The organism is Bacillus cereus, assembly GCF_002567495.1.
Taxonomy (GTDB): Bacteria; Bacillota; Bacilli; order Bacillales; family Bacillaceae_G; genus Bacillus_A; species Bacillus_A cereus_AQ.
In genome coordinates this window covers 83,794-96,543 of the sequence record NZ_NVAP01000034.1, presented here as the reverse complement: position 1 = coordinate 96,543, position 12,750 = coordinate 83,794, and the positions used below count along the sequence as shown (strand labels likewise).

Here is a 12,750-nt window from a genome sequence, read left to right as displayed (position 1 = left end):
TAATTGAGTTTAGAAAAGAGGAAAGGCATATTGCTTTCCTCTTTTCCACATTTTATCCGTAGTGAAAGAGGATGTTATGAAAAGAAATATTATTTTTGGAAGTATTTTTTTACTAGGATTAAGTATATTTCTATATCCGACTGTAAGTAATTGGTTTGCAACGAGAACGCATTATTCAGAAGTAAGTATGTATGATGAAGCAGTGAAGAAGTTGGAGAAAGAAGAGATTAATCGTAAAGAAACAGAAGCACAAGAATACAATAAGAAGGTTCAAAATACGACGCAAACATTTTCGGATCAGTTTCATGAAAATGGTGCGGAGAAAAAAAGTTCTCATGTAGACATGCTAAATATTGGCGATGTTATAGGATATATCGAAATTCCGAAAATAGATGTGAACCTTCCCATTTATCAAGGAACGACGGAAGAAGTGCTGAGCCGTGGCATTGGACAATTAAATGAATCCTCATTACCAGTAGGTGGAGAAAATACACATACAGTTTTAACGGGACATCGAGGTTTACCTTCAGCACTTATGTTTACTCATTTAGACAAAATTGAAAAGAAAGATATGTTTTATATTCATTCGTTAGATAAAGTACTTGCTTATAAGGTAGATCAAATAAAAATCGTATTACCAAATGAAACAGAAGATTTATTAGTTGCACAAGGGCAAGATTATGCAACATTAATTACGTGTACCCCTTATGGAGTGAACACGCACAGGCTACTAGTGAGAGGGCATCGAGTTCCCTATGATACGGTAGAAAAAGAAATGATTACAAAACCTTTCATTTTAGAAAATTGGATGATTATTATTCCTATTGTTATTATTTGTATCATCCTTTTAATAATCTATTTGAAAAAGAGAAAATAGTATGTATTGTGTGGTGAGTGTGTGAGAAGGGGATTAATAAGTTTAGTATTGTTCTTTGCAGGTTTATCTCTATTTCTATATCCATTGGTTGCTAATTATATAAATAATTATGTATATAAAACAAGGGTAATAAGTTATGAACAAAGGGTTGGTGATTTAAAAGTAGAAGATGTAAATGAGAAGTTTCAGAAGATGGAAACATATAATAGTTTGCTAGGAAGAACTACTTTCAAAATGAGTGATCCATTTGTTCAGGGTGCTGAAGTAAATAAGGAATCGTTATATTTTATAAATCAAGATGAGATATTTGGTACGATTTCCATCCCAAAAATAAATGAGGAGTTGCCAATTTATTTAGGGGCGAGTCAAGAAAAATTAAGTAAAGGGATAGGACAAATTGAAGGGACTTCATTACCAATTGGCGGGAAAGATACACATGCTGTTTTAGCAGGGCATCGAGGTTATCACGGGGCAACGATGTTTCGCCATCTTGATAGGTTAAGTGATGGAGACTTATTCTATGTAAAGGTATTTGGAAAGCTACAAGTGTATAAAGTAATTGGCCGTGAGATTATTGATCCAAATCAAGTTGAAAAATTAAATGTGGTAAAAGGAAAAGATAAAGTTACATTGCTTACGTGTGAACCATATACATCAAGTAAATATCGTTTGTTAATATATGGAGAGAGAGTAGAAACGGACAAAAATGAGATGGAACGACAAAACAAAAGTATAGTAGAAGTTAGGGGTAAGGAAACGAAAGATTTATTTGAGAAACTGGCTTTTGGCATAGTAGGCTTTACTGTTATTTGTATTGGGCTGTACGGTTTACTAAAAAGGAAAAAATAGTGATGAAATATATATAATAAAAGAAAAATGCCACTTCAAAAAAATTGAAGTGGCATTTCTTATATTTCCTCTAAGCTATTAACTGGAACAGTTAATTCGCGTCCTGGGTTTTTCACTTCATATATGCGGGCGGTTTCATTGCTTTCGTCGACGTGTTGAATCATAACAGGCATGCCTTGAAAACTAACATTAGCTTGCTCCGCGGACACAGAAAGCTCTTTTGCACGTTGAATATTCATTTATATTCCTCCCATCATTATTATCTTTGCTAAAAAAGAGGAATAATATACCATTTCGAGACATTCTTAAAATTTTTGTATTATTTGTAATGTTTCTTTAATAAATGAAGAGAAGATGGAATCAGGATAGCCATCTATCGCTTGAACTGCTTCTTTTGCTTCTTTCAGAGCAGCTGGTTTATCTTGAAGTTCTATATAGCAAAGGGCACGATAAGATCCAGCTGTTAATAGCCATGATTGATCAAGTGGATGACTCATATAATCCGGTATGATAGCACGATCTAATACTTCTAAAGCTTCCTTGTAATGTTTTAAACCATACAAAGATTTTCCTTTTTCAAGATAATACAGTCCATCGTCTTGGAAAATTGGATCATTTTTTAGTTTTTCTCGAAATTGTTCTAGATGTTCTAATGCGATTGTATATTCATTCGTAACAGTGTTATAGTAATAAGCTTTTAATATATGTATATTTGCAGCTGATAAAGTATCTTCTGTAAAAATGGCAAATTGCTCCGATTTTTTTATGTAATATAAATATCGTTCTTTATCAGTTGTAATGATTTTTTGATAAGATAAAATACGATAAAATTCATCTGTTTTATAATACACTTGATGTTTTTTTGAAAAGGCAAGTGCATCTAAAATGACTCCCTCACATTTTCTATAATCGCCAAAAGCGAGTAAAATAATTGCTTCTTTTAAGGATAATTGTATATGTGTAATAAGATCCATTTCTAAATTCTTCGATTTATAGTCATCACGAATTTTGGTAATCAGCTGTAAACATTCTTTATATTTTTTACGCTTGAAGAGCATATAGTAAAACAGTAGTTTCGTTTCAGTACTTTCTCGATATAAAGTATATTTTTCAAATATAGAAACAGCTGTTTCAACGTAATATTCAATATTATAATCGTTCACAATAGCCGCTCCAGTTATGAACTGTTTATATAAACGTGCTGTATTTAAAGTAGAAGGTAAATCTTTTTGAACGATAGGTAGTAAAGTCTCATATACTTCATCACATTTATTCTTTATGAGTCGCTCCATTTTTTGAATGAGTTTTACAATTTCTACATCATCTTCTTCTAATAAAAAACTCGTTTCACATTCAAGTTTTTCAGCAATATATTGTAATGTTTTCATGGAAGGTGTAGCTTTTCCATTTTCAATTTGACTAAGCATACTTTTGGTTAGTTCTGAACCTGCTAGTTCGGTTTGCGTAAGCTTTTTTTCTTTTCGTAATGCTTTAATTTTTTCTCCGAGAGTAGTCATATTGTAGCTCCTTTATGAATGAAAAGTTAAATACAATTTAACTTTTTGTTGTAAAAGTTGGAAAGTTGATTATATAATAAGTTTAACACAATTTAACTTTTAAAGGGAGAGTGTCATCATGGGGGATATAAGTATAAGACAAAATGATTCAAGAATGAAGGTTGCAACGAGAAATATTATTTTAATGATGATTGGAAAAATGGCGTCTTTGTTAGGGGCGGGTATTTATACGTTTGCAATGGGATTATACGTATTAAAGACAACGGGTTCAGGAATGGGGTTTGCTACTACGCTCGTTTGCGGATCACTTCCAAGGATGATCTGTGGCCCAATTGCAGGTGCTGTAGCAGACCGTGTGAATCGAAAATGGCTTGTCATTGGTACTGATTTATTAAGTAGTGTAACGATGCTTATTATGTTTATTCTTGCTACTATATTTGGACCATCACTTCTGTTTATTTATGTTTCAGCGGCATTATTATCAATTTGTGCAAGTTTTTATTCTGTAGCATTAACTTCGTCTATTCCGAGTTTAGTAAATGAGGAACGTATTCAAAAAGCGAGTGCTTTAAATCAAACGGCGGCTTCTTTATCAAATATTTTAGGGCCGATTATTGGCGGAGTTGTATTTGGTTTCTTTTCAATTAAGTCGTTCTTTTTGTTAAATAGTATTACGTTCTTTTTAGCGGTGATTTTGCAATTATTTATTGTATTTGATTTATATCAAAAAGAAGTGGTTGAGAGTAAAGAGCGTTTCTTGGCAAGTATAAAAGAAGGTTTTTCTTATGTAAAACGACAGCATGAAATATATGGTTTAATGAAAATGGCATTGTGGGTGAATTTTTTTGCGTGTGGGCTAACCGTTGCACTTCCATACATTATCATACATACATTGCATTTATCTTCAAAGCAACTCGGTGCTGTAGAGGGAATGTTAGCGGTCGGGATGCTAATTGGTGCGATTGCTTTATCAGTGCGTAAAGAAGTGAATAATCCGTTTCGTTCTATTTACAGTGGACTGTTTTTGTTTGCGGGTTTGAGTTTATGTACAGTCTTTCCATTGTTAGTTACTATTCCAAAGGTGGCAAGTTTTATTTACTATATTGTTTTTATGATGTTAACGGGTATATCAATTATGATTGTAAATATTCCGATGCAAGTACATATGCAAAAGACGACAGATCCAAGTTATTTAGGGCGTGTATTTGGTCTACTTGAAACAATTGCTACTGCAATCGCGCCGCTTGGTATGATTGTATATGGACTATTATTAGATATGTTGCCAACTAGCGTTGTTGTGATGACGATAGGCGGAGGTCTATTGTTAGTTGTGTTAGTTGGAGTAAAGCAGCATATGGCGAAAAAACAAGTGGATGTGTCGGCTTAAAAGAAAATTTTTATAATATATAAATGACTAAATTAGTATTTTAGTTTTTGAAACTCTTTTTCATGTATGTTACAGTAAAGTGAGCTTGCAAAGAAAAGGAGACAACATCATGAAAAAATTAAGTTTTGTTATGTTTTTTCTGCTAGTCGTAATGGCAGGGTGTAGCAATTATGACACATATATTGAAACAGGTATGCAATCATTGAAAGATAAAAAATATAGTGATGCAACGATGTGGTTTGACAAAGCAGAAAAAGAGAAAGCAGGAAATGAAGCGAAATCATATAAAGAAGTTGCCGAGGTAATGGATCACGGAGCAACAGCATTAAAAGATGGTAGGTATTTAGAAGCGAAAGCTATTGCAAATGAAGTGTTACAAAAGAAAAAAGACGAGGCACTTGAAAATGCTGTGACATCAAATGCAGAGGATATGCTTCAAAAAGCAAAAGATGTGGAAGAGAAAGTAAATGAAAGAGTGGCAAAGCGTAGAAAGGTAGAAGAAGAAGGAATCGATAAAATTATTAAGGCTGTCGATAGTATAGATGAAGTGAAAGAAAAAGAGAAGAAAGTATCAGAAGCATTAGATAAGGCTGAAGAGGCGCAAGCAAAAATTGAGGCAAAGAAAAATAAATAGATTTATAGTTTAAAGGGCTGTCGTGTATAACGACAGCCTTTTAATTTTTTGTTGCAAATGAATGGATGCTCTGTAGTAAAAAAGAAATGATTTTAGAATTCCATCTGTCCTCATGATGAATTGTATAAATATTACGCTGAAATTCAAATTTTGGGATTGGTATATAGCATAGCTCATTTCGTTGTATTTCTTGCTCAATAGCAAGTTTAGAAATAAAGGCAATTCCATTACCATATTTTAAAATTTGTTTCATCGTTTCTAATGAGTCTAATTCAATTTCAGATTGAAATGTAATGTTATGTGCTAACGTCCATTGTGTAAGTAAATCTCTCGTTGTAGATGGGTTACGATGCAATAGTATACGTTCCTTTTCGATATTTTGTAAGGAGATATTTTCTTTCTTTGAAAAATGATGTTCTTTGGAAAAGGCAAGAACAAGTGTATCAGGTATTATATTCGTTTGTTTTAAAAGTGGTTCATCAAATGGAGCAGCGGAAATTACCCCAAGATCGATTTCATGATTTTGTAGCATCATTCGAATTTCAGGAGCTGTTTTAACGAGTAGCGTTATTTTTATATTGGGAAATTCACATTGAAATTGATGAACGACTTCTGGCAAAAGATAAGTGGCTGGTACATAACTAGCGCCGATTGTTATAGCTCCTTTATTAAAATCTTTAAACTCTTGTGTGACACGTCTAGCTTCTTTCATAAGTGCATCTATTTTGCAAGCATAATGGTGCAACGCCTCACCAGCCTCTGTTAAGAAATACCTTCCAGAACGTAATTCGAATAAAGACACGCCGAGTTCCTCTTCTAAGCTTTTTATATGAAATGTAATAGTAGGTTGTTTAACACCAAGTTTTTCTGCAACAATCGTAAGTTTTTTGTATTTCTTAATAAGCACTACAATTTCTAATTTTAAGAGATTCATGATAAGTGGGCCCCTTTTTCTTTTAACTATAGAAAAAATCTATAGAAATAAATAGTTTATTAGAAGTTTTTTAATTAAATCTTTACAGTACATTAACATTCAGTATAAATCTTCCATATAGAATGAAAGCAGGTTAAGAATGAGGGGAGAGAGGTGAAGCAATGGATATTAAAATTCATGGATTAGAAAAGACATTTGGAAAAACACAGGCGTTAAAGCCGTTGCAGATTGTAATGAAACAAGGGGAATTCACCACACTTTTAGGACCTTCGGGATGCGGGAAAACGACTTTACTTAGAATGATTGCAGGACTTGAAGAGCCTGATAAAGGAGAAATATATTTTGGAGATAAGTGCATGTATTCTTCTGCAAAAAAGATAAAAACATCTCCTCACGAGCGTAATATTGGTATGGTATTTCAAGATTTTGCTTTATGGCCGCATATGACTGTTTTTGAAAATGTTGCATTTGGCTTAAGGGCTACAAAGCAAACGAATCATTTACGAGAAAAAGTAGATGATGCGATAAAGCGAGTTCGCTTGCAAGGTATGGAGAAAAGGTATCCACATGAACTTTCTGGTGGACAGCAGCAACGCGTGGCATTCGCTAGAGCAATTGTAACAAAACCTCATTTTATTTTGTTTGATGAACCGCTAAGTGCACTCGATGCAATTTTGCGAGAAGAAATGAGAATAGAACTTATGGATATCGTTCATTCTATTGGTTTAACGGCACTGTATGTCACTCACGATCAAACAGAAGCAATGTCAATGTCAGATCAAATTATTGTCATGAAACAAGGAGAAGTATTACAAAAAGGAACACCGGAAGATATTTACGTGAAACCATCTCATGAATTTGTTGCTAAATTTGTCGGTAAGGCGAATTGGCTTGTAGAGGGTAAAAAAATGATTCGTCCAGAGCATGTGAGTTGGATAAAAAATGATGTGTGTGAAATGTATACAGGTGAAGTTCAGCACGTTACATATGTAGGAGAACGTTATGAAGTGAAAGTAAACATGGGAGCATTCGGAATATGGACAGCTTATCACAATAGTAAGCTAAGTATTGGGAAACCAGTATCGTTATATGTACCAAAAAAATGTATTCATCATATAGGAGGAGAATGGTATGAAGAAATTCAGTTCGCTTAAGTCTTTATTTGTATGTACTTTATTATTTTCTGCTGTAGTAACAGGTTGTAGTTCAAAGACAGGTAATGCAGATGCAAAAAGTAAAAATACGAATGAAAAGAAAATTGTTGTATATAGTGCAGGACCAAAAGGATTAGCAGAAAAAATTCAAAAGGAATTTGAAAAGAAAACTGGTATAAAAGTGGAAATATTTCAAGGGACAACTGGAAAAATTTTGGCGAGAATGGAAGCTGAAAAGAAAAATCCAGTCGTTGACGTTGTCGTACTCGCTTCTTTACCAGCGATGGAAGGGTTAAAGAAAGATGGTCAAACGTTAGCATATAAAGAAGCGAAACAAGCTGATAAGCTTCGTCCAGAATGGTCAGATGATAAAGGGAATTATTTTGGGTATAGTGCTTCAGCATTAGGAATTGTATACAATACAAAAAATGTGAAGACAGCACCTGAAGATTGGAGCGATATAACAAAAGGAGAATGGAAAGGGAAAGTGAATCTTCCAGATCCAGCACTTTCAGGTTCAGCTTTAGATTTTGTAACAGGATACGTGAAAAAGAATGGACAAGATGGATGGAATTTATTTGAGCAGCTTAAGAAAAATGAAGTTACAGTAGCAGGAGCAAACCAGGAAGCGTTAGACCCAGTTGTAACAGGTGCAAAAGATATGGTAATTGCGGGTGTTGATTATATGACGTACAGCGCAAAAGCAAAGGGTGAACCTGTTGATATCGTATATCCAAAAAGCGGAACAGTTATTAGTCCACGTGCAGCGGGGATTATGAAGGATAGTAAAAATGTAGAAGGCGCAAAAGAGTTTATTGATTATTTATTATCCGATGATGTACAAAAACAAGTTTCTAAAGCGTATTTATTGCCTGGTAGAACAGATATAAAAGCTGAAAATAGACCAAATGTAGAAGAGATTCCAGTATTAAATATTGATTGGAAAACAGTTGAGAAAGAGCAAGATGAAATAGGAAAACAATTTAAGAAAGTATTTCAATAAGATGGTGATTGCATGGTAAATCGATTCGTATCAGTAAGACAAGTTGGAATGACGGTAGCGTTATTACTTGTGGCAATGTTAATCGTCATTCCACTTTTTCTCATTTTATTTTCTAGTGTATATGAAAATAGCAATTGGAACTTTTTAAAGCCTTTTGAAGTGATGCAGAGTGGTGGATTAGCTGGGATTTTTCTAAATTCGATGCTTCTAGGTGTACTCGTTGTAATAGGAGCTACAATATTTGCATTTCCATTGGCGTTTATTATGAGCAAAACAGATGTAGGAAAGTATAGTAAGTTAGATATTGTTTTTATGATCCCATTTATGACGCCGCCGTATATTGGATCGATGGGCTGGATTTTGTTCATGCAACCTAACGGCTATTTTGAACAATTTTTTCCGATGCTAAAGACGATTTCATCATCGTTTTTTAGTTTAGGAGGTATGGTCTTAATTATGAGTCTGCATTTATTCCCATTCCTTTATTTCATGTTGAAAAACACGTTACTTCAGATTGGGAGTAGTAAAGAAGAAGCTGCAGCAGTTCATGGCGGAAGTTTTTTCTATCGTTTAAGAAAAATAATATTGCCGTTATTAGTATCAAGTTATGTAATGGGTGCTTTACTCATTTTCGTAAAGACGATTGCTGAATTTGGAACACCGGCTACATTCGGACGTAGAATAGGATTTCACGTATTAACATCAGAAATTCATAAATTTATTTCGAGTTGGCCAATTGATTTTAGTAGTGCAACAGCATTATCTTCTTTATTACTTAGTGCTTGTATGCTCATTTGGTATATGCAAAATGTATTGAATCGAAAGTATTCATATGCAATGGTTAGTGGAAAAGGTGTGAAATCTAAAAGGTATACATTGTCTATATTTACACGCGTTGTAGCGTGGGGTTATGTAATTGGTTTGTTAATCGTATCAATTGGAATTCCATACTTTTCTATACTTATTGCTTCCTTGTCAAAATTAAGAGGCGGCGGATTACATGTAAATAACTTAACAACAAGCCATTATGAGGCATTGTTTACGATGGGGTCTCCGGGATTAGAGGCTTTATGGAATAGTTTTCTTTTTTCGCTCGTAACAGCGATTATTGCGGTAATTATTGGAGTCTTTTTGGCACTTATGATTCGAAAGGGGAAAAAATCCTCTGAAAAGTGGCTTGATATGTGTGGTATGTTACCGAATATGGTACCAGGAATCGTTATGGTGGTAGGTCTTATTTTGTTTTGGAATTCACCATATATGCCCATGTCAATTTACAATACACCAGTCATGGTTATTGTAACGTATGTTGTTCTTTTTTTACCTTACACAGTGCAGTATGTAAAATCATCACTCGGACAAATTGATGATTCCCTTGTACAGGCTGGAAGTATTTTTTCTGGAAATTATATTTATATTTTTAGAAAAATAATATTGCCCCTTATTATCCCGGGTATTCTTGCTGGATGGGCGATGACATTTACAATTTCGATAAGAGAGTTAGTAGCATCGCTTCTCGTATTACCTCCATCAGTAGAAACGTCAGCAACATTTATTTTTGCTCAATTTGAACAGGGTGAAGTATCTATAGGAATGGCGATGGCCGTTGTTTCTGTTGGACTTACAACAATATGCTTATTACTGCTGCAACATATGGAGCAAAAGCGAAAAGGGGTAGCATGATGAGGGTAGAAGTATGGGGAGGAGCAGGAGAATACGGTCGCTCCTGCTATTTTGTAAAAAATAAAGAGACGAAAATAGTATTTGATTGTGGTATTAATCGGTCATATGAGAATAGTTACCCAAAAATAGAGAGAGAAGTTGTTCCATTTTTAGATGCGGTATTTTTATCACATATTCATGAAGATCATACGATGGGTTTACCTTTATTGGCGAAGTATGGATATAAGAAAAAAATTTGGACAACTCGTTATACGAAGGAGCAACTCCCAACTTATTACAAAAAATGGAAAAAATATAATGTGACGCAAGGGTGGAATGTACCTTATAACGACCAAAATATGAAAGAGTTAAATTATGTATGTATTGATGAGATTAGTAATCCAAATGAGTGGATACAGGTTACTCCTACATTGCGGTTTCAATGGGGATATAGTGGGCATGTATTAGGAGCTGTTTGGTTTTTAGTTGCTATGTGTAATACATACGTATTTTATTCAGGGGACTATTCAGCAGAGTCTAATATACTACGAGCCAATTTACCTGAGAAATTACGTGGCGATATAAAAGTTGCAATCGTAGATGCTGCGTATCATACTGATGATGTTTCGCAACATGAACGAGTAAACGAACTATGTGCAGAAATTGAACGAGTTGCGGGGAAGAACGGAATAGCATTACTACCATTGCCACCGCTTGGTAGGGCGCAAGATATCGTATTGTATTTATATGGAAAATATAAAGAACTGCCCATTATAGTAGATCAAGAAATTTTGGATGGTTTTGAAGAGATGTTCGTATATAAAGATTGGCTCAAAAATAATGAAGAACTTGAAGGGCTTATGGAGAGTTTAAAAAGAAACATAATCGTTATGGATCATGACATCGGAACGCAAAATAGTTATGGAATAGTTGTAATGAGTGATGCGAATATGCAAACGAAAAGAGCACAGTTATATTATGAACAACTTCGGAATGAAAAACGGAATTCCATTATTTTTACTGGGCATATTGCTAAAGGGAGTTTTGCAGAAAAAGTTTTGAAAGAACGTGTAGGTAAAGAATGTAGGGTGAAAAGAGTTCCTTATAAAGTTCATCAAAGTATAAGTGACGTTAAGGCAATGTTAAATACACTATTACCAGAACATACAGTGCTAGTACACGCTTTGAAAGAGGATACGGATCGATTACAGAAAAAGCTTAGCATAGCAGGATATGAAAATGTGTATTCACTTACTATGGAACGTATAGAAGTTATTTAAAATGTAAAGGGGATCGGTATATGAAAAAGGTATTTGTATTCGCAAGCATTTTCTTTTGTTGTTTCCTTTATAACGTTAAGGAAGGCTTTGCTGCCAGTCCGATGAAACCTAGTTTTGAAGTGAAATTATTATTAAAGCCAGAACAAGTATTAGGTTATAACAAAGAGATGAACGAAGAGGTGCTAGAACATTTCCAGGTTGGTACAAAATATGAAAGAATACAAGTGCAATTTTTAGATACTGCGAATAAAAGTTTAAGTGATGAAGGTTGGTTTGCTAGAATTCGAAAGAAAGAATTTAGTAAAGATTTCGAACTAACATATAAAAAAAGATATCCTATTCAAAATGGTGTAATTCAAGATGCACTAGAAATAGCTAAAAAAGATGGATTTGATAGTAAAACTGATAGTTATGAGGCGGAAGTAGATTGGGGATTTGAGAAGAAAACGTTAAGTATTTCAAATAAAAAAAGTTATAGCGCTAAAGGATATGGAGTACTTGATTTACCAACCGAACGAGCCGCTCAAAACATGTTAATAGAAAAGTTACCAGGGAAAATGAACAAATGGTTGTATACGAATTGGGGAGAAGAAATGCTCAAGAACTCTCGTATTTACGGTCCTGTATTAATGAAACGGTATACAGGGGAGTTTGAAAATATAAAAACGAATATTGAAGTTTGGCCATTAAGTAATACAGGGAAAATAGAAGATGATTTCGTAATAGAAGTGTCGTTTAAAACAAATGAGGAAAGTATTGCAACAAAACAAAGAGAATTATTAATGGAGAGTATAGAGAAAAAAGGCTGGTTGTTACCGAAAGATAGTTTGAAGACAGAGCTTATTTTTCAGTAAATTAGAAAAAAGGAATCCGTATGGCGTGGATTCCTTTTTCTAATATATGAGTATTAAGCTAAGTCAGCTGACACGAACATATCACTATTTTGAAGATTTTTAGAGCGTAAACTATAAGCAACTACCTTCTTTTTATATTGTTTTACAACATCAACATGCTCTTCATGACTGTAAATATAAAATGTGAAATCTTTTTTACCACGTTTTGCATTGATAATTAAAGGAGTGCCTTCATTATGGGGTGGTGCATAATAGCGATCTAAAAATAAACCTTCGTTAAAATCATGAATAATTTTGGATTTCTGTTCGCCTTCTACGTTATTTCCGTGAATTGTAATAGTCACATTCTCTTCTTCAAGTTTTGGATGTGTTTCGTACTTGCTAATAATGGATTCAATAACAGTGTTAGGAAGGCTAGAAACGATAATTTTAAATGCCCCAAATACAACTAACATTACAATAAACCAAGTCGTCATAGTATATGATCCCCTTTATCCCGCTATTTGCGGTCAGTAAAAGCCCGATTGGTGCGGGCTAGTAATCAGTGGGGATGGACAAAAAACCACTGATTAAAGCTTCACCTTATTCTATTAAATAAT

13 protein-coding genes are annotated in these 12,750 nt (G+C 34.0%); 9 read left to right on the top strand and 4 right to left on the bottom strand.

Annotation, left to right across the window (positions count from 1 at the left end; genetic code table 11):
* Positions 1 to 76: 76 nt before the first annotated feature.
* Together COK05_RS15475 and COK05_RS15470 are read left to right on the top strand one after the other, a co-directional pair.
* Positions 77 to 877 carry a class C sortase gene (locus COK05_RS15475; protein WP_098613280.1) on the top strand — a complete coding sequence of 267 codons (801 nt, stop codon included), beginning with the start codon at positions 77 to 79 and terminating at the stop codon, positions 875 to 877.
* Positions 878 to 898: 21 nt separating this feature from the next.
* On the top strand, positions 899 to 1,726 hold the full coding sequence (locus COK05_RS15470; protein ID WP_098613325.1) for a class C sortase: 828 nt from the start codon (positions 899 to 901) through the stop codon (positions 1,724 to 1,726).
* Positions 1,727 to 1,785: 59 nt separating this feature from the next.
* On the opposite strand, the gene COK05_RS15465 is transcribed toward COK05_RS15470, so the two are convergent.
* Together COK05_RS15465 and COK05_RS15460 are read right to left on the bottom strand one after the other, a co-directional pair.
* Entirely contained in the window at positions 1,786 to 1,965 is a 180-nt protein-coding gene (locus COK05_RS15465; protein WP_001025740.1) for an H-type small acid-soluble spore protein, read from the bottom strand.
* Between the two features lie 66 nt (positions 1,966 to 2,031).
* Positions 2,032 to 3,243 carry a helix-turn-helix domain-containing protein gene (locus COK05_RS15460; protein WP_098613279.1) on the bottom strand — a complete coding sequence of 404 codons (1,212 nt, stop codon included), beginning with the start codon at positions 3,241 to 3,243 and terminating at the stop codon, positions 2,032 to 2,034.
* A 118-nt stretch (positions 3,244 to 3,361) separates the two neighbouring features.
* Between COK05_RS15460 and COK05_RS15455 the strand changes: the two genes are divergently transcribed.
* Positions 3,362 to 4,630, top strand: coding sequence for an MFS transporter (locus COK05_RS15455; RefSeq protein ID WP_098613278.1), 1,269 nt, complete (start codon positions 3,362 to 3,364; stop codon positions 4,628 to 4,630).
* Positions 4,631 to 4,739: 109 nt separating this feature from the next.
* A complete protein-coding gene (locus COK05_RS15450) occupies positions 4,740 to 5,264 on the top strand; it encodes a DUF4398 domain-containing protein (RefSeq protein WP_098613277.1) in 525 nt (174 codons plus the stop codon).
* Positions 5,265 to 5,304: 40 nt separating this feature from the next.
* On the opposite strand, the gene COK05_RS15445 is transcribed toward COK05_RS15450, so the two are convergent.
* A complete protein-coding gene (locus COK05_RS15445) occupies positions 5,305 to 6,198 on the bottom strand; it encodes a LysR family transcriptional regulator (protein ID WP_098613276.1) in 894 nt (297 codons plus the stop codon).
* Between the two features lie 161 nt (positions 6,199 to 6,359).
* Here COK05_RS15445 and COK05_RS15440 point away from each other — a divergent pair, with 161 nt between their 5' ends.
* The 5 genes from COK05_RS15440 to COK05_RS15420 are packed head-to-tail and all read left to right on the top strand — an operon-like array spanning position 6,360 to position 12,151.
* Positions 6,360 to 7,352: an ABC transporter ATP-binding protein gene (locus tag COK05_RS15440; RefSeq protein WP_098613275.1), complete on the top strand. Its 993-nt coding sequence runs from the start codon at positions 6,360 to 6,362 to the stop codon at positions 7,350 to 7,352.
* Positions 7,330 to 8,355 carry an ABC transporter substrate-binding protein gene (locus COK05_RS15435; RefSeq protein WP_098613274.1) on the top strand — a complete coding sequence of 342 codons (1,026 nt, stop codon included), beginning with the start codon at positions 7,330 to 7,332 and terminating at the stop codon, positions 8,353 to 8,355. The genes COK05_RS15440 and COK05_RS15435 overlap by 23 nt, the downstream gene beginning before the upstream one ends.
* A gap of 12 nt (positions 8,356 to 8,367) precedes the next feature.
* On the top strand, positions 8,368 to 10,038 hold the full coding sequence (locus tag COK05_RS15430; protein WP_098613273.1) for an ABC transporter permease: 1,671 nt from the start codon (positions 8,368 to 8,370) through the stop codon (positions 10,036 to 10,038).
* Positions 10,035 to 11,297, top strand: a complete 1,263-nt coding sequence (locus COK05_RS15425; protein ID WP_141539118.1) for an MBL fold metallo-hydrolase — start codon at positions 10,035 to 10,037, stop codon at positions 11,295 to 11,297. Before COK05_RS15430 ends, COK05_RS15425 begins: the two co-directional genes overlap by 4 nt.
* 20 nt (positions 11,298 to 11,317) lie before the next feature.
* Complete coding sequence (locus COK05_RS15420; RefSeq protein ID WP_098613271.1) at positions 11,318 to 12,151, top strand: hypothetical protein; 834 nt, start codon at positions 11,318 to 11,320, stop codon at positions 12,149 to 12,151.
* A gap of 53 nt (positions 12,152 to 12,204) precedes the next feature.
* On the opposite strand, the gene COK05_RS15415 is transcribed toward COK05_RS15420, so the two are convergent.
* Positions 12,205 to 12,627 carry a YfmQ family protein gene (locus tag COK05_RS15415; protein ID WP_000214589.1) on the bottom strand — a complete coding sequence of 141 codons (423 nt, stop codon included), beginning with the start codon at positions 12,625 to 12,627 and terminating at the stop codon, positions 12,205 to 12,207.
* Positions 12,628 to 12,750 lie beyond the last annotated feature (123 nt).

Coding starts and splice junctions, on each gene's coding strand:
- COK05_RS15420 (WP_098613271.1), top strand. CDS start 11,318: ATGAAAAAGGTATTTGTATTCGCAAGCATTTTCTTTTGTTGTTTCCTT.
- COK05_RS15425 (WP_141539118.1), top strand. CDS start 10,035: ATGATGAGGGTAGAAGTATGGGGAGGAGCAGGAGAATACGGTCGCTCC.
- COK05_RS15430 (WP_098613273.1), top strand. CDS start 8,368: ATGGTAAATCGATTCGTATCAGTAAGACAAGTTGGAATGACGGTAGCG.
- COK05_RS15445 (WP_098613276.1), bottom strand. CDS start 6,198: ATGAATCTCTTAAAATTAGAAATTGTAGTGCTTATTAAGAAATACAAA.
- COK05_RS15435 (WP_098613274.1), top strand. CDS start 7,330: ATGAAGAAATTCAGTTCGCTTAAGTCTTTATTTGTATGTACTTTATTA.
- COK05_RS15475 (WP_098613280.1), top strand. CDS start 77: ATGAAAAGAAATATTATTTTTGGAAGTATTTTTTTACTAGGATTAAGT.
- COK05_RS15450 (WP_098613277.1), top strand. CDS start 4,740: ATGAAAAAATTAAGTTTTGTTATGTTTTTTCTGCTAGTCGTAATGGCA.
- COK05_RS15415 (WP_000214589.1), bottom strand. CDS start 12,627: ATGACGACTTGGTTTATTGTAATGTTAGTTGTATTTGGGGCATTTAAA.
- COK05_RS15455 (WP_098613278.1), top strand. CDS start 3,362: ATGGGGGATATAAGTATAAGACAAAATGATTCAAGAATGAAGGTTGCA.
- COK05_RS15460 (WP_098613279.1), bottom strand. CDS start 3,243: ATGACTACTCTCGGAGAAAAAATTAAAGCATTACGAAAAGAAAAAAAG.
- COK05_RS15440 (WP_098613275.1), top strand. CDS start 6,360: ATGGATATTAAAATTCATGGATTAGAAAAGACATTTGGAAAAACACAG.
- COK05_RS15465 (WP_001025740.1), bottom strand. CDS start 1,965: ATGAATATTCAACGTGCAAAAGAGCTTTCTGTGTCCGCGGAGCAAGCT.